Source organism: Rhodococcus sp. OS5 (assembly GCF_056837585.1).
Window position 1 is genome coordinate 130,887 of the sequence record NZ_JBWWRK010000002.1, and the last position, 17,076, is coordinate 147,962.

Annotated in this window: 12 protein-coding genes and 5 pseudogenes; 4 read left to right on the forward strand and 13 right to left on the reverse strand. The window is 59.8% G+C overall.

Annotation, left to right across the window (positions count from 1 at the left end; all coding sequences use genetic code 11):
* Nucleotides 1–179: 179 nt before the first annotated feature.
* Nucleotides 180–1,037, reverse strand: a complete 858-nt coding sequence (locus ACVZUB_RS30605) for a sulfurtransferase (protein WP_064444898.1) — start codon at nucleotides 1,035–1,037, stop codon at nucleotides 180–182.
* A gap of 167 nt (nucleotides 1,038–1,204) precedes the next feature.
* Entirely contained in the window at nucleotides 1,205–2,752 is a 1,548-nt protein-coding gene (locus ACVZUB_RS30610; protein ID WP_283568367.1) for a class I adenylate-forming enzyme family protein, read from the reverse strand.
* 61 nt (nucleotides 2,753–2,813) lie between these two features.
* Here ACVZUB_RS30610 and ACVZUB_RS30615 point away from each other — a divergent pair, with 61 nt between their 5' ends.
* Nucleotides 2,814–3,254 (forward strand): ArsR/SmtB family transcription factor, encoded by a 441-nt coding sequence (locus tag ACVZUB_RS30615; RefSeq protein WP_283568364.1) that lies wholly within the window; start codon nucleotides 2,814–2,816, stop codon nucleotides 3,252–3,254.
* A 154-nt stretch (nucleotides 3,255–3,408) separates the two neighbouring features.
* Nucleotides 3,409–4,713 carry a substrate-binding protein gene (locus ACVZUB_RS30620; protein ID WP_283568363.1) on the forward strand — a complete coding sequence of 435 codons (1,305 nt, stop codon included), beginning with the start codon at nucleotides 3,409–3,411 and terminating at the stop codon, nucleotides 4,711–4,713.
* A 48-nt stretch (nucleotides 4,714–4,761) separates the two neighbouring features.
* Here ACVZUB_RS30620 and ACVZUB_RS30625 read toward each other — a convergent pair whose 3' ends face one another.
* The 10 genes and pseudogenes from ACVZUB_RS30625 to ACVZUB_RS30670 form a co-directional block, all read right to left on the reverse strand.
* Nucleotides 4,762–5,610, reverse strand: coding sequence for an energy-coupling factor ABC transporter ATP-binding protein (locus tag ACVZUB_RS30625; RefSeq protein WP_283568362.1), 849 nt, complete (start codon nucleotides 5,608–5,610; stop codon nucleotides 4,762–4,764).
* Nucleotides 5,607–6,362, reverse strand: a complete 756-nt coding sequence (gene cbiQ / locus ACVZUB_RS30630) for a cobalt ECF transporter T component CbiQ (protein ID WP_283568361.1) — start codon at nucleotides 6,360–6,362, stop codon at nucleotides 5,607–5,609. Before cbiQ ends, ACVZUB_RS30625 begins: the two co-directional genes overlap by 4 nt.
* A gap of 4 nt (nucleotides 6,363–6,366) precedes the next feature.
* Nucleotides 6,367–6,693: an energy-coupling factor ABC transporter substrate-binding protein gene (locus ACVZUB_RS30635; protein WP_064444894.1), complete on the reverse strand. Its 327-nt coding sequence runs from the start codon at nucleotides 6,691–6,693 to the stop codon at nucleotides 6,367–6,369.
* 1 nt (nucleotide 6,694) lies between these two features.
* Complete coding sequence (locus ACVZUB_RS30640) at nucleotides 6,695–7,417, reverse strand: energy-coupling factor ABC transporter permease (RefSeq protein WP_283568360.1); 723 nt, start codon at nucleotides 7,415–7,417, stop codon at nucleotides 6,695–6,697.
* A 164-nt stretch (nucleotides 7,418–7,581) separates the two neighbouring features.
* Nucleotides 7,582–8,004: a nitrile hydratase accessory protein gene (locus ACVZUB_RS30645; protein ID WP_082920759.1), complete on the reverse strand. Its 423-nt coding sequence runs from the start codon at nucleotides 8,002–8,004 to the stop codon at nucleotides 7,582–7,584.
* Entirely contained in the window at nucleotides 8,001–8,600 is a 600-nt protein-coding gene (gene nthA / locus ACVZUB_RS30650; protein ID WP_283568359.1) for a nitrile hydratase subunit alpha, read from the reverse strand. Before nthA ends, ACVZUB_RS30645 begins: the two co-directional genes overlap by 4 nt.
* Nucleotides 8,597–9,301, reverse strand: a complete 705-nt coding sequence (gene nthB / locus ACVZUB_RS30655; protein WP_283568358.1) for a nitrile hydratase subunit beta — start codon at nucleotides 9,299–9,301, stop codon at nucleotides 8,597–8,599. Before nthB ends, nthA begins: the two co-directional genes overlap by 4 nt.
* The gene (locus ACVZUB_RS30660) at nucleotides 9,298–10,839 is read right to left on the reverse strand and encodes an amidase (protein WP_283568357.1); all 1,542 of its coding nucleotides are present in this window, start codon (nucleotides 10,837–10,839) and stop codon (nucleotides 9,298–9,300) included. Before ACVZUB_RS30660 ends, nthB begins: the two co-directional genes overlap by 4 nt.
* Before the next feature lie 1,946 nt (nucleotides 10,840–12,785).
* Nucleotides 12,786–13,193 (reverse strand): annotated as a pseudogene (locus ACVZUB_RS30665) (transposase); the annotation flags it as partial.
* A gap of 168 nt (nucleotides 13,194–13,361) precedes the next feature.
* Nucleotides 13,362–13,601, reverse strand: a pseudogene (locus tag ACVZUB_RS30670) (cysteine hydrolase); the annotation flags it as partial.
* An 89-nt stretch (nucleotides 13,602–13,690) separates the two neighbouring features.
* Here ACVZUB_RS30670 and ACVZUB_RS30675 point away from each other — a divergent pair.
* A pseudogene (locus ACVZUB_RS30675) lies at nucleotides 13,691–14,829 on the forward strand (IS3 family transposase).
* Nucleotides 14,830–14,983: 154 nt separating this feature from the next.
* Nucleotides 14,984–15,365: pseudogene (locus ACVZUB_RS30680) on the forward strand (P-type ATPase actuator domain-containing protein); the annotation flags it as partial.
* Between the two features lie 224 nt (nucleotides 15,366–15,589).
* Here ACVZUB_RS30680 and ACVZUB_RS30685 read toward each other — a convergent pair.
* Nucleotides 15,590–17,005, reverse strand: a pseudogene (locus tag ACVZUB_RS30685) (DDE-type integrase/transposase/recombinase).
* Nucleotides 17,006–17,076: the final 71 nt, after the last annotated feature.

Below are 17,076 nucleotides of genomic sequence, written 5' to 3' on the forward strand. Positions count from 1 at the left end.
CTTCCTGTTTTCGTATAGCAATTTTTCGTGTGCAGGATTGATGATGACCGAAAACACGTGGCAGGAAGAACGATCGAGCGCGCAAAGATGCGCCCATCCGTGACGCCCGTCCTGCCGCATTCCAGTCACTGCCTGCCGGTTCCATCATTTTGATGACGTTGCTTCCCCCGTGTAACCGTTCAGTGAGAGGAAATCGTCATGGGCAGTGTCGGGTCAGCTGCCCACTCATTCAGCGATCCGTCGTAAACGGCGACGTTGGAGATTCCCAGCAGGCCGAGCGCGAACGCTGCCGAAGATCCGGCAACACCCGCACCGCAGTAGGTGATCACGCGCTCAGCACTATCCGCGGAGGTCTGCTCGAAGCGTTCACGGAGACCCTCGAGAGGAAGATACTGGTGAGTGTTTCGATCCACGAGGTGAAGAGCCGATACATTTTGGGCACCAGGGATATGACCGGGCCGCTGGTAATCCTGACGCTCACCACGAAACACCTTGGGATGCAGGGCATCGATCAAGCAGATGGACTCGTTGCCGAGCTGATCGAGAACATCCTCCTTCGTAACGAAGGATCCAGGCCTCGGAGTAAGCGTCAACGCGCCGCTCGCCTCGGGTTGCTGATCCCCGGTCTCGACCGGGCGGCCCTCCCGAGTCCAGGTCCGCCATCCACCGTCGAGCACCGCGGCGTCAATCGACACAGCTCGCAGCATCCACCACACTCTGGCAGCCCACATACTGAAGTTGTTGTCGTACAACACAATTTGTCGCCCATCGGCAGCACCGACCGCCTCGAGTGCGGACCGCAACTGATCGAGCGACGGCATCATGAGGGGAATATCAGCATTCTTGTCCGACAGGTCACCCACCAGATCCACATGTCGAGATCCCGGAATGTGTCCTTCCGCCCACCCGGAACGACCGCTCCCATAATCCGGTTTGCCGTCCTCATCCGTCATGTGGGTGATCGAGCAATGCAAAATGCACAGGTCCTCACGCCCCAGACGGGCCTCCAACCAAGCACCATCGACAAGCTGCTGCATACCAGTCCTTTCTGTGTGCGGATCGGTGAGATTTGCCCGCTCTCGCCCCTGTCGGATCACCCACCCGACCGCAGTTTCGGGGGAAGTGGAACATCGCGAAAAAGAAGGAAGGACGCTTGTCGTAGACCAGATGGCGTCGATGATGCACTCAGGGCGGGTTGTAGTGGCTAATTCACCTGACGAGCAGCGGAATCCCAATACTGCGCGCGGAGTTTGAATTTCTGCAGCTTGCCCGTGGTTGTGCGTGCAAGTACATCTCTGAACTCCACCGATGTCGGCGCCTTGTAGCTCGCGAGCCGAGTTTTGCACCAGCGGATCAATTCAACTTCCAGGTCGGTGGTCGGTACCGTGTCAGGAGCCAGCACGACAAGCGCTTTGATCGTCTCACCCCACTTCTCGCTCGGCACCCCGATGACGCAGACTTCGTCGACCGCGGGGTGCGAGAAAAGTGCGTCCTCTACCTCGATGGAGGAGACGTTCTCACCGCCGGTGACAATGACATCTTTCTTGCGGTCAGAGATCGTGAGGTAGCCGTCGTTGGAAATAAAGCCCCCGTCACCGGTATGAAACCATCCGCCGGCCAAAGCCGCCCCGGTCTCCGAAGGTTTCTCCCAGTAACTCTCGAAAACAACATTGGACCGGGCCAACACCTCCCCTGCTGTTTCGGGCGATTCGTCGATCTTCAACCGGACACCGAGGGCAGGCACACCAGCGCGAGTAAGCTTCTGCGCCAAGGCCTCGGGGGGAAGATCATCCCATTCTGCTCGGCTCCGGTTAAGAGTCAGAAGCGGTGACGTCTCGGTCAAGCCATAGACCTGAATGAACTCCCACCCGAGTTCTTCGTACAAGCGAACGACTGTCTTGGTCGGTGGCGGCGCACCACCACCGATCATTCGAACACGGCCGCGGCCCGGCAATTCGCCATCCCAGGTACGGGCAGCCTCGAGAACAGCAGCTGCAACCGCTGGGGCGCCGCACAAGACGGTGACGCCATGGTCTCGGACCCGCCGCAGGATCTCCATCCCGTCGACTTTCCGTAGCACGATGTGCTTGGCGCCGACCCCGGTCATTGCGAAGGGCATGCCCCAGCCGTTCGCGTGAAACATAGGCAAAGTGTGCAGGTATACATCACGGTCGCTGACCTGGATATGGAGGCCGAATGTCATTGCGTTCACCCAGATGTTCCGGTGTGTGATCTGAACACCCTTGGGTCGCGCGGTGGTCCCCGAGGTGTAATTGATCGTCGCGGTGGCCCCCTCATCGGGCTCCCATGCAACTGGTTGGATGCTCGGGTCGGCATACAGATCTTCGTCGTCATCCAGCACGAACGTGTGCTCGCATCTGACGTCGGCCAGGGACTCCTTCAGTTCCGCATCCATGTAGAGCACGCGAGCCCCGGACTGATCGACGATGTACTGCACTTCGTCGGCACTCAATCTGAAGTTGACGGGGACCAGCACGCGCCCCCAGCCGCTGACGCCGAAGTACGAGATAAGCAAGCGGCTGCTGTTCTGGCTGATAATCGCGACTCGTTCGCCGACCGCGATTCCGAGTTCGTCGAGTTTGGCGGCCTGTCGCTGTGCAAGATCCCGAACCTGGGCATAGGTCACTCCGCCGAGGCCGGACTCGCGCGGCTCGTCTACTACTCCGATGCGCTGGCCGTATGCAGTATCCGCACGGTCGAGAAAATCGTTGACACTGAACGGAACGAACACTGAAGCCTCCCGATGAACCAACCTGCTGCTGACTGTGAAACTCTCTCCCAGGATGGTGGTCATGTCAATACACAATGACTCATTGGCGGATGAGGTAGACTGTTTGGTATTCCTAACTGCTGCCCTCGATCCAAATATGGAGGTATTCATCGTGATAGGCGGTGACGCTTCTGCCGTTCTCGATGCACTCGGGGATCCGACGCGGCGCGAAATCTTACTCGTGCTCGGTGAGGGCGAAAAGTCGGTGAACGATATCGCTGAGCGCATCACCCATGTCGGACGCACGGCTGTCTCGAGTCATCTAAGAGTGTTAAGACTGGCGGGCGTTGTTTCCGAACGGCGCGAAGGTCGTTTTCGCTACTACAGCGTCGACCCGGCACCGGCGTCGCAAGTTGTGGATTTCGTGGCCTCGATTTACCGGTCTGCTGTTGCCGATCTGAGCAATCAAGCGTCCGAGGCGGGCGCTTCCCGCGATTCGGATCCCACTATCATCTCAGCCTGAGAGGCAATACATGGGTGAGATCGTGATCGCAGAACAAGTAGATCTTCCGTGCTCACCCGGGGATGCATTCCATCTGATTTCAGAGCGCGGGATTCCGTCGTGGCGTTTGCCAGTCGGCAGCCGCATCGAGGTGGGGGTCCCTATCAGGGTCTCGATGACGCTGCCGCCCAGTCTCGGCGGCCAAGAGACCGACATTCTCGGACGAATCGTGCAACTCGAATACCCGGGACTTCTCGTCATCGCGCATGAGCTTCCTTGGCAGGGGCGTATTACCATACGAGTTCGCTCGCGACCTGACGGAACCTGCCGCGTCCGACTGACCAGCAGCATCGACGAAGACGTCATGAATTGGGCCACTCGGCTGTACATGCCCGTCATCACTTCAGCACAGCCGACTTCCAGCTGGAAGGTGGGCATGCTTGCGAGCGGTAGTGGTGCGGCAAGTGTATTTTCGGTCGCGACCAGGAATATGGCGACATTGGCGGTCGAAGAACTCAATCACAGCGGAGGGGTCCTGGGACGCGATATCGAGCTTCTTCACGGCGACGACGGCTCTCATCCCGGGCTTGGGGCTGCCGAACTCGTGCGTCTCAAAGCGTCCGGATGTGACGTCGTGCTTGCCAACGTCACATCGGCGACGTTCCGCAAGCTGCTGCCGGTAGCACGCAAGCATCGTGTACTTCTGCTCCATACCCTGATGAATGAAGGTGGGGCAGCCGGCGAGGAAAGTTTCCGGCTCGGTGAGCGTCCGATGGCACAGGCTTCTGCTGCCATCCCCGCGGTGATGCATGCAACGGGTGGTGAACGCTTCTTCCTGGCGGGAAACGACTACTGCTGGCCACGTTCAATGCTGCGGTCCGCGAGAAAAGTCATCACTCGGGCCGGAGGTGTGGCCGGCGACGAACACTACTTGCCTCTGGGCACGATCGATTTTTCCAGTCTGATCGATTCGATCGAGCGCTCTCGCGCTGAGCTCGTGGTGTCGACATTCGTCGGAGCGGACGAGGTCGCTTTCGAACAGCAGATGTATGCCGCCGGAATGGCCACGAAAACCAGGACAGTGTCTTTCACCCTCGACGAGTCGACTCATGAGTACATCGGCCCGATCGCAAGTGCCGGCCTGTGGACGGTGTTCTCCTACTTCGAGGCACTGCAGTCCGCCGAGAATGTCGCGTTCCTCGCGACATACAGGGCCCGATTCGGAGCCGATGCACCGCCGGTATCGAGCTTGACCGAATGTGTATACGAGGCACTTCATTTGGTCGCGAGGGCGGCAACCGCTGCCGGAGATATCGACCCGTCTGCTGTCGGTCGCCAACTACGCGATGGGGTCACCTTCACCGGTCCGCGTGGTCATGTAGAGGTGTCCTCGCGCGGCCTGAGACAACCGATATACGTTGCACACTCGGTCGATGGCAAGCTAGAAGCTATTGACCCCTTCGGCTCGTGCGCCGGCTGAACCAGCCTGACTCCAACTTCCAACTCGAGAAGTAATCTGCCCGATGATTCAAAGAATCATCTCGGCATGCTCTCCACACAACAGTCGAGTCATCTCCTCGACGGTGCGGGGGCGGGAATTTGCCGGAACCATGCCACGCTCGGAAAGGGCATTCGCCAAACGAAGCGACCACGGTTGCTTTAATCTCGCGGACGAGAGCAGGGCCTCGTTTCCGAGTAGGTTCCGCGGATCTCCCGTGGTGACGGCCCCATCGCACATTACCGCAGCGTCGTCGGCCCATTCCAGAGCGAATGCCACGTCGTGCGTGGCAATGACGATTGTGGTGTCGTGTCGTTCGAGACTGATCACAGCCTCCACCATTTCATCAACGCCCTGTGGATCCAGTCCGGCGGTCGGCTCGTCGAGCAGTAATACACAGGGTTGCATCGCAAGAGCGCCCGCTATCGCAACACGTTTCTTCTCCCCGTAGGACAGGTGGTGGGTCGGTTTGCGCCGCAAATGTTCGAGCCCGAGTAGATCCAGCGCTTCAGAAACGCGCTCTCTCACCTCCGTGGGAGGCAGACCCAGATTCGTCGGACCGAACGAAACATCTTGTGCCACATCAGCAGAAAACAATTGATCGTTCGGATCCTGAAGAACGAGCTGGACCGCCTGCCGGTGATCTCTGAGGCCACGGCGTGTGTAGCGCAGTGGTTCACCGTCCACCAGTACCGTCCCGGATTTGGGCTGCGTACTTCCGGCGAGACAGGACAACAGTGTGGACTTACCGGAACCGTTGGCGCCGAGCAATGCAAGCCGTCGGGCCGGTCGGATCTGCAGTGACGCCCCCTTCAGCACCGGGGTGTCCACGGAGTAGTAGGCGACAAGGTTGTCGGCTCGTAGAGTTCGATGACTCACACCGCGCTCCTGACGGTTGCAGTCAGGGTGACTATTACGAGGAGTAGCCCCGCTGTGGCGGCCACGAAGACTCGTTTCGTAGGAGGAGGATCGTCGAGAGTAGTGAGTTGATTTGTGTAACCGCGGCCAGCCAGTCCCTGTTCGAGTCGGCGCGCCTGATCCCAGGATCTGATCAGAATTACCGCCATGAGATCAGCACTGGATTTGATTGTCTGCTTGACCGACACGTTTCCCAGACGTGCGACCTGGCTGCGCCGGACCGTTCGCGTGGTGTCGAGAAGCACGAACAGCATCCGATACATCAGGGAAGCTACCTCGACGCATCCCGCGGGTACTCGCGCCCTTCGAAGCCCACTCATCAGATCTGTCATGGGAGTAGTCAGAGAAAGCAGGAGAACGGCCAGCGTTCCGGCTGCGGCACGTCCTGCGACTTCAAGAGCGCGCAACAGTGATGTTTCGCTGACCTGGATCGACAATGAGGGATCGACATGCACCGTGACGGCTACGGCAATCGAGCTCAATACGATGAATCCCAGTGGCGCCGTACACGCCCGCCGAAACACGCGGACATCCGTCCCGGCAGGTCCCAGGATCAGACAGGTCACAGCAATCGCGACCGTCAGTGATGTAGGCCAGACGGGCAAGACCAGGGTCAGCGCCAATAGCCCGACGCTTAAGAAGGCTTTGCCGCCGAGTCCATGATCACGCCACCTGCTTGACCAGGCCGCGTCGTCGATGGCTAGGCCTTTCACGGGGTCAGTCCTTTCCTGGCTGCGTGCCGGTGAACTCGTCGCGTCGTCTATGCCGCAGTGCGCCGACGCAGTAACCAAGTGCTATACCGCCAATCGCCGCTTGCAGCGCGAAGAGTCCGGACTCGACTTCACCGGAGGTTGGAGCGAAGACGGCCGAGAACCAGGGCACGTAGTTCGGATCCTGTTCCTCGATGAGCGAGGTAGCGGCCGAGTCGGAACCTACGAACCGTTCCTGTTCACCGGGCCTGCGCGCATCCATCATGAGGGCAGCGACGATGATCAGAACAATTGCGGCGACGAGAGCAAGATTGACGATCACCGATTTGCGCATGTCAGAATCCTCGCTGCGATGATGGTGGAGCACCGGTACGTCCGCCGGAGCTGTTGTCGACGGGCATCGGTAGTACCCCCAGTCGTACGAGTTCTGGGCTTGCGACCGTCCGCAAGACCCGGAAGACCAGCACTCCGAGCAGGCCTTCTGCGACAGCCAATGGCACCTGGGTCAAGGCGAAGACGCCGAGAAACTTTCCTAGTGCTCCGCCTACCCCTGATACGGGGTCGGGGAAGGCGAGTGCCAGCTGCATCGAGGTGACGCAATACGTCGAGAGGTCTGCCAAGAACATGGCGGCGAAGATGGCAGGGGATGTGTTCGTCGTGAACCGAGAAACAAGTCGATACCCGCCGTACCCGACCCAGGGACCGACGACAGCCATCGAGAAGGTGTTGGCTCCGAGTGTCGTGATGCCGCCGTGCGCCAGAAGCAAGGCTTGGAAGAGCAGCACCACGACACCAAGGAAGGCCATCACCGGCGGTCTGAACAGCACCGCACCCAATCCCGTCCCGGTCGGATGACTCGAGCTTCCCGTCACGGACGGGAGCTTGATGGCCGAAAGAACGAAAGTGAATGCGCCCGCCGCGCCCAGGAGAAGCTTCGTCTCGGGATGTTCCCGCACCTGACGAATGATGCAGCGGGCCCCGTGGATAACGAAGGGCGCTGATGCGACCGTCCACGCGACCGCTTGAACAGGGGGAAGAAAACCCTCTGCGATGTGCATGTCTTCTCCTGGGGTTTCCGCATACTGTGATGCTGCAGCCGTAATCCAACGTGATCGCGGGACTCGATCTTCGATGCGCTATTTCTTTCAGAGAGGCGACGAAAGTTGCAACGTCAAAGAACGAAGTCGGCTTCTTCTCATCGGACTGTCGTGCTCATCTGAGTTCAGGATCGAGTTCCCGGATCGATAGCGATCGGGTCCAGACGCGCTTCATGGTGACCACGATTCGGCGGAACTGCCAGCACCTCGCGAGTCCTGAGATTCAAGGCATCGCTATCCAACTTCCCGACACTGTCGAGGACCACCTCGAGAGCTCGCACCCAATGCTCGTAATACGACCAGCCCGAATCGGACGTGCCGGCGTCCTGCTCTTCCCAACTGCGGATCGATTCGATCAGAGCGCTCTGGAACGCTGGCCATTCGAACTCGCCCGCCTCGTGCGCTCCCACGGCGAGGGCGAAAGCTCTTATCTGCCACGGTTCGTCGAATGCTTGATCACCGTCACGGGGTGCCGGCAATCCGCACACCAGGGCGTCAATTTCAGCGCGGCGAGATTCGAGTGACGCTCCCGCTGCCGACGGGCTCACGACACAGCCTCGACTGGGGCGACACCGATCATCGAGTCACGGGTCACAAGAGCTGCCAGTTGCTCTTCCGACCACCCTTCAGTTCCCTCGGGGCGCTGCGGAAGCACCCAGTACCGCACCTCGGAACTGGAGTCCCACACTCGTATCTCCGTGGACTCGGGAACGATATAGTCGAATTCCTCAGCTAGTACGCTTCGAGGTTCACGAATCATTCGCGACCGATACTGGGGTTCCTTGTACCAGTTCGGGGGAAGCCCCAGGACCGGCCACGGATAGCATGAGCACAGCGTGCACACCACTGCGTGATGGACGTCATCAGTGTCCTCGAGAGCGACCATGTGCTCGCCCTGCAGCCCGCTGATGCCCAGTTCCTTGCACGCTTCTGTGGCATCGTCGATCAGACGCGTTCGGAAGTCCGAGTCCGTCCACGCCTTGGCAATCACCTTGGCACCCAACTGTGGTCCCACTTCGTTCTCGTAGATCTCGACCATCCGGTCGACCATCTCCGTTGTGACGAGCCCCTTTTCGATGAGCATCGATTCGAGAGCCTTCACACGCGCGGTGATCTCGGCGGGTGTGCGGGAGATGCTGTTCATGCGTTCGCTCCTACTGCTTGTTCTACGTGCTCGATGTACGGATCCCAGACATCGAAGGTGGTGGTGGTGTTGGGCTCGGCTTGCTCACCCCAGAGCTCGGCAGAGTCGAACAGAATCGTGTAAACATGCTGAGGGTCGTCACCGAGGCCGTTGCCTGCTGCGTCGGGATACACGAACGAGCCGCGGTGGACCGAGACGGTGCCGACCTTGCCCCGCACGTAGCGCGCCAGCCGGGTGTGTCCGTGCGGGGCATCGTGTGACAGTCGCACCTTGTCGCCGACTGCAAAACGGATGGGGTTGTCCGTGGGACGCTGCGGAGGAACACCGCCGGCACTGGCGGCGTCGATGAAATCCACTAGCTCTTTGTTCGATGCGTGCTCGGGAAGCGGCGCGTCTGGATTTGCCAGAAAATGGGCTGTCCGGCGATCGAGTTCGTCCATGTCGAGTTCACCGTTTCGCTGACCATGCGTCTCGAACGTGTGTAGCCAATGTTCGTAGTACGGCGAGGTGAGGTAGACGACCGGGTCCATGGTCTCGATTCCGTGGCGGAACGAGTCCAGTCCGAACCAACCGGCACGAAAAAGTGCCGGGAACAACGTCAGGACGACTTTCTCCCATTCTGCGTGGAAGGCTGGTTCTTGCTTCGACGCGTTGATCGGTCCGAGTCCGTCGACACCGCCCAGGTCGAAAAGTCCATTCATGCGATACTCCTTGTCATTTCGAGGGTCGGGAAGCCGCCCACTGCAGTCTCGAACGCTTTCGCGACGCGAAGCACGGTTGCATCGTCGAATCGTCGGCCGATGATCATCAGTCCGACTGGAAGGTCCTCACTCATCCCTGCCGGCACCGTGCATGCGGGATGTCCGGTGACATCGAACGGACAGGTATTGCCGATCATCTCGAGGCCGCGTCCGAGAACTTCGTCGATTGGGGCGCCGTCGGCGGGGAGCAGTGTCGGTAGAAGCGGCATCGTCGGCATGACCAGTACGTCATATCGTTGGAGAGCTTCGTCGTAGGCTGCCGCCAAGTGTGCTTCGAGGTTACGTGCCATGGCGTAATGGCGCCCGTATTCGGTGTCGATGGCATGACGGCCCGCGAGTGTGACCAACTTGACGGTTTCCGAGAATTGACTCGCATCACGCCGTGATTGAGCTCCGTAGTAGGCGATGAGTTCGGGGTCGTATCGCCCTTTCCAGTTCATTCCGTAACCGTTGCCGTCGACCATTTGCCAGGTCGCGCCTTCGGTCGCGATGACGTCCCACACCGCAGTGCCGTCGAGGTGCCAGGGTATGGACACATCCTCGGTCTGCAAGCCTGCGGTCCTCAGCTCTTCGATTGCTCGACGGACCACTTCGTCTGATCCGGAGTCGGAATTACCTCGGCCGAAGCCTTCGACTACGACACCGACACTCAATCCATCGGCCGACTCCTGCAGAGCAGCAACGTAATCCACTGCTTCGATCGATGTGGGCTGACGGGGGTCCTTGCCATCGACACCTGCCATGACCGACAGCATCAAGGCTGTGTCCGTGACCGTTCTCGCAATCGGGCCGAGGTGGTCGATCGACTGCTCGATGGGGAATGCGCCCGTGTACGGCACCAGACCGAAAGTGGGTTTGTGGCCCACCACACCGCACCACGCTGCGGGCATGCGAACCGACCCGCCTTGATCTCCACCAACTGCCATATCGACTTCACCCGTCGCCACGAGCACCGCACTTCCGCTGGACGATCCCGCCGCAGAGCGGTTGTGGTCCCACGGATTCCGAACTGCGTGTGGCTTACTGGTGTGCGAACCTCCAGAAAAACAGAGATCCTCGCATGTTGCTTTTCCGGCGATCACTGCTCCGGCATCGAGGAGCCGACGAACGACCGTGGCGTCTTCAGCAGGGACGAATCCTTCGAGCGTTCGAGATCCGTTCATCATCGGGATTCCGGCGACAGCGGTGTTGTCCTTGACTGCGATGCGGCGTCCGGCGAGTGAGCCTTGCATTGATTCGCGAATTTCGGACGTGACATACCAGGCATTGTTCGCATTTGCGGCCGCTGCAGGGGTTTCCCACTGCCTCACCGGCGGTACGGGTGCGATTTCGGTGTACAGCTCCTCGACTCTGTTCCACGACTGCAACAAGCCCCCGGCAGCTGCTTCGTAGATCTCCATATCATTGGAGTTGATCTGGAGACCGTAGCCATCCGATATTCGGGTGAGTGATGCAACATCGGGTAATTCCACTGACATGCGTTCCTCCTTCTGTAGACACGAGGCGTGTCCCGAGATGCGTCAATTAACCGGCATCCCCGCCTATATGTCAATAGATAGGCACATGAATACGCAGCCGCCTTGGCTGATCGCTGCCGTTGCCCAAAAAACCGGACCGAGGGCTAGGGCCCGGGTCTCGATGTTTCATGGCCACGAGCCAGGCGCTTCCGTGCCTGTTCCTGGCGAGAGGAGGCTCCCGGTGCAATTTCCCATCCTTCGACGCCGCCTGGCGTAGACCAGATCTGGCGGGCGCGATTGCGCCGACGGAGCACTTTGGTGGATCCCTCTTGTAGCAACCGCTTGATGCCGTTGAGACACAACGACTATCCGGTCTGACAACAACTAGTCGACGCCAGCGTGGGTCGTGTGAGTCCCGTCGCGACGTGGCGGTTCCGAGCGTAGCGGCTTCGACCTGGACAACCCGAGCAAAGATATCCCGCACTTTTCCTTGGCGCGGAACCTCGCAAACCACCGATTCAGGGGCAAACAAAGGAGATGGTTACAAAACAACATCCGTCGAACCGATCTACTCCCTGATCAGAGAAACTGGAGTGAGGGACCATGAAACCTACACCCACATCACGGCTACTCCCATCGAGGCACCAGATTCACACGCGCCATACGAACCCCCTGACACCACCGACTTCCTGACCCCAGAGACGTCGCCACACTTTTTCAACATGACCAACTCGACGGTCGAACGCTTGGCCAACGCAGGAAAGATTGACCCCCTCTGGGTGCACAGTCACTAACAAGCAGTCGACATCCACGCCGTCCTCGACCGGCACCCGACAAACTTGATGACGGCTGACGCACCGCCAGGGCGCAATACCGTAGTCAGCGAGCGCACATTCCTCGAGTTTCAGCCTTCGGCGGGACGGTACTGCGGTAGTGTCGTTGGCCTACAATGCCTCTCGTAGGCGCGCGGTCTATCCGACATCCTCCCCCGGGCCAGCGGATGGGCCCATCCGAAGCCCAGGGGCGTCAGAGCGAACAATCAATTCTCTCTCGACGAGGGCTCAAAATCTACGCGCCCACCAAGTACTGTCAGCAGAAAACGATTCGCCGCAACCGAGCCCGAGCAAACCGAGACTACAGCCGCGTCGGCCACTCTTGAGCACTCCAATTCTCAATGCCTCGAACGTCTTTCAACAGCAATAGCCACATATAGTGATCATTCACCCTGGACCCAAATCCTTTTCGATAAACCGAATACGCATTATTCCAAGCTTCCCGTTACAGACAACGCATGGGAATCGAGGGCAGTATCGAGATTCGGCCCAGCTTTGCAGGTGCGACGTTGCTTGGGGATGTGTCAAATGGATCCCTCTGTCCCCAATGACACGTCGAGATCGGCATAAGCACGCGAAGCGTGTGGGATCCTGACCGACTGGATCAAGGCGTGCTTGAGGGCAACGCTAGAGCGTGGCGGCGCACAGGGCGGCCACCAGGTCGACAGTCCAAGCGCCCTGACATCGTCTCGCGTCGAGACCAGGGTGACCACTCGAATCCATAGCTCGCCAATCGTTCGAGCGCGTCGCGCGTCCAGGGTGCGGCCGCGGTAGCAAACCGGAACACGGATCTTCCCCTGTCCGATGTCGTTGCGTAGCAGCACGTGCCGGACGGACGACTCGGATTGATCGGATTCCACGATCGGGGTACCCGTGCAAGAAATACCCCCCACGGGTATATGCCGATAATCGAATCGCGGAACGGGAACGGTCCACTCCACAGGTAGCGAAGGAGAACGGCCTCTCGATCGAGCAATCCGGATACCGGCTCGGCCCCATCCACGCACCCTCACAGATCGGAGACGACGACCAGCCGTCGTTCCAGATCCTCGCTCCCGAAGGGCAGCCGGTGACCGAGTACGCAGCATCGCACGAGCGCGACCTGCACCTGATGGTCATCCGCGCCGACGGCGCGAGCGCTGGCCCGAAGTCGCTGGTGGAAATCCCATGGAGGTACAGCAGTGGCAGGACTTCGATCATCTGCGGGGACTTGCGTACCCAGGCCGGCAGAATCGCCGACGAAAACCTTTGGCGTTCTCCGGTTTCAGGGTCGATGCGCTTGTCGTCGACCCGAGGAGCTTTTACGTTGACCGCGCCCGCTGCGGTCAGGACGTCACGTTCTGCGTGGTAGCCATTGCAGACCACCAGGAGATGCCCCTTCTCGTCGAGATGGTCAGCGAACTGGTCGATGTAGGCGGCAACCTCGGCCTGCAGTGCTGCTGCGAGCATCTTCCGGGCACCGTCGCGGACGATCTCGTCGAGTAGCGACCGCCCGCCGTTGTATTTGGATTCGTTGTCGTCGTTGTGTATTACCGTGAGCACGGGCGTACCTTCCCGCCAGCGCGCCAACGCTGGTCGTGATCAGAATTTCGATTCCTTGCAGATCATCATCCGGGAAGGTACGTCCTCCCGGGATCCACAAATTCTGATCATTTCTCACGTCCTGTTCCGGCACATCACTGTGCCAGAACAGGATGAAAGCACAAAGGATTAGGCAGACTGCACGTGCGCCGCTCCGCCCTGCAGTGCTGAGGATCCTAAGTCGCTCTTGGGAAGGGCGGTGCCCGCCTCGACCGCTCGCGCCCAGTCATTCGTGGTTGCCACGGCAGCGAAATTGGAGTGCAGCAGTACCATCGAAGTTTCGTGGAGTTGCTGCGCGCTTACCTCGCCCACCTCGTTCGCCAGGTGGATCGCCCCGCTGGCATCAGAGAGCACCTCGACCCCAAAGCCAGCGGTTCGGCAGCTGAGGTGATGTGCGCCGAGTTTCCCGGAGTTCGTTTGTTTACTTCAGGCATTGATGCACCCGAGAGAGGTCCACGATGCCCCGACGCTATCCACCCGAGTTCCGCCGCCTGTTGAAGTCAGGACGTACCGTCGCCGAGGTCGCCGCAGCTCTCGATGTCACCGAGCAGACCATCTACAACTGGCGAAACCAGGAGCTCATCGATACCGGACAGAAGCCGGGGCTGAGCTCGATCGAGAGCGCTGATCTCGCCGCCGCCCGTCGTCGTATCGCCGAACTGGAGACCGAGCTCGCTATAGCCCGGCGTTCCACCGAATTGCTGAAGTCGGTGGCGGCCGCAAAGGCGGTTCGAAGCGATCGAAGTGATGGCCAAGGAAGGGCTACCCGTTCAGACGGCATGCCGGGTCCCGGAGGTGTCGGAGTCCTGCTTCTACGAGTGGCGAAACCGGCCACCCTCGGAACGCGCACTGAGACATGCCTGGTTGACGCAGCTGATCATCGAGGTTCACACCGCCTCGCATGGCACCTACGGTGCGCGGCGTGTCCACGCTGAACTCACTCTTGGTCACGGTATTGCTGTTGGACACGGCTGTATCGAATTGTTGATGAGAGCTGCTGGTGTGAAAGGACTCCCGGGGAAACAAACGTGCACGTTCCAAACATCAGACTCCGACCGCAAGCGATCTCGTCGACCGTAAGTTCACCCGCGACGAGCCGAACAAGCTGTGGGTCACGGATATCACCGAACATCCCACGCGCGAAGGTAAAATTTACTGCGCTGTTGTCCTGGATACGTTTTCGAGGTGAGTCGTCGGGTGGTCTATCGACAGTTCTCAGACGGCGACGTTGGTGACGAACGCTCTGGGAATGGCCATTTCCAATCGAGGCCCGACACCCGGCACACTCATTCACTCGGACCACGGAGTGCAATTTACGTCCTGGGCGTTCACCCGCCGGGCGCACGACTCGGGACTGGTCCCGTCGATGGGATCGATCGGCGATTGCTATGACAACGCCGTGATCGAATCTTTCTGGTGCAGAATGCAAACCGAGTTTTTGAATCGGAAACGATGGAAAACGAGGATCGAATTGGCCAATGCCATGTTCGAGTACCTCGAGATCTTCCACAATCGCCAGCGTCGGCACAGTGCCCTCGGGATGCTGACACCGATCGAGTTCGAGTACGTACACTTCACACGTCAACCCGTAGCCTGAAGTCAAATATGACGACTCCACGAAACTCGGGGCACATCAAAGTCCCCGGAAACTCCGGTCCGATTCAGACCGACAGACTGAGCTCAAAGAAGCCATTCGTGAGACCTTCGACGATTCGAAGGACGCCTACGGGCACCGACGGATCCTCGCCGTCCTTGACGTCGACCCGTTGATGATCGTCGCCGCGATCGAGCAGATACTCGACGGCGAGCTGTTGACCGCCATCTTCGCCACCTCCGGAGCCTTGGACCCCGTCGCAATGCGCAGGACGGAGGATTCGGCGAAGCGCCTGCTCGACCCGGCTCCGGCGAAGGCCACACACGTGACCAAGACCGGAGCCGAAGAACAGGTTTTACAACAACTTTGGCGATCGGCGACATCATCGTCATCCGGCCCGGCGAGCGAATCGGTGCGGACCGGATCGCCCTGGGTGGTTTGAGCGACGTGGTCAGGCTTCGATCACTGAACCATTGCCAGCCGCCAAATCCGTCGGCGACGAAGTGTTCGCCGGTACCCCACAGCGGAGCGGTGTCCTTCCATCAGCCATCGGATGAAGTCTCGACTCGCGGCCTAGGCGCTCGACCACGCCGTCGCCCGTCGAGATGATATCGCCGGCGGCGTTTGGTCCACACCGACAGAGGATCGCAATTTCGATCAACAGAATTCGTCCGCATTCTGGGACGCCATCACACGGGCTGGCTCGGCGGGCCGCGTCGCTTCGGCCGGTGACAATGCCGCCACGGAACTTGTCAAGGCGGTGTTAAGCCGCAACGGTTTCGGAGTCCTGTGCGTCCTTGGATTCGGCGGCTGGTCGATTGATCCAGACATTGTCGGGCAGGTCGAGGATCTTCGGCGCAACTGTGGTGCCGAAACGGTGTGGGTGTTGCTCGCGGGCCGCGGCGAGGACACTTCTGCAGTCAGCGGCCTTGTCTGCCGCGAGTCCGAGTGAACATCAGCGGGAGTATGCAAGCCGATTCCGGTGTGCCGATGCTCGCGGTTGTACCAGTTGGTGAAGCTGTCCATGAATTCCCTTGCTGCAAATAGTGATCCGAACCGCTCAGGAATCTCCGGCCCGCACTTCAGCGCCTTGAACAACGACTCCGAGAATGTATTGTCATTCGATACTCGCGGACGTGAGTGTGAGCGTGTCACGTCGAGATCTGCGAGGAGCGTCGCGACGGTCTTGCTGGCCGTCGATGTTCCGCGGTCGGCGTGGACCACGTTCGGAATGCCATGCACCGCGAAGATCTGTTCCATCAATTCTCTTGCCAGCACACCGGATTCGTGCGTGTGAACATGGACGCCGACAATGTAGCGCGAGTAGATGTCGATCATCACGTACGCATCGAAGTACTGACCTTTCCCCGGACCGGCGAGCTTGGTGATGTCCTACGAATGCACCTGCCTGGCCGCAGTCGCGACCAGTTCCGGACACGCCATCGCCGGTTGCCGCGCGAGCCGCCTGCGCTCGGTGACCTGCGCATTCTCACGCAGGACTCGGTACATCGTGGACACCGAACACAGGTGCGTCCCTTCGTCGAGGAGTTGAGCGAATATCTCCCGCGGAGCCTGGTCGACGAATCGATCGCAAATTAAGGACGTCGAGGACGCGACGTCGTTCGAGGTCGCTGAGTTTGTTGACCGGTGCCGGGCGGGGCGCCGTCGGCGGTGTGGGCAATCATGCTCCGGTGCGGCGTCTGGTTGCTGTCGAGCGGACGAGATGGGTCAGTGTGCTCGCCGTTCGGGTGCCGACACCGGCAGCGGTGAGTTCGGACCAGACAGCGGTCAGCGTTTGTTGTTCGTCTCGCCCGAATCCGCTCCCTCGGAGAGACTTTCCAAGAGAGCGTGTGCTTTTCCCATGATGTCCAGTGCGGCTTCGGTGTGTGGTCAGCCGCTTGTTTACCCGGGCAAGTTCGCGGGTAAGTCTCGCGATTTCGGCTTGTTCGGAAGTCAGTTTGCCGACCTCTTCACCAAGTTTCTTACCTTGGAGTACTCCGGCATCGCGTTGCTTACGCCATTCGCTGATCAGCGATGAGTACAGACCCTCCCGTCGCAGATACGCTCCGCCGGCGTGTTCGCAGGCCAGTTCGTACGCCGTGAGGTGCGCGACCTTGTCCGCGGTGGTGAAGGTGCGGCGCCGGCGAGGGCTGTCGGCTCTGGGATGTGCTGGATCCATCGGTTCATTGTGGTCTGTGATCGCTGGAGCGGTCATGTTCGGTCGATCCGTATCTCGCCCTGCATCAGGTG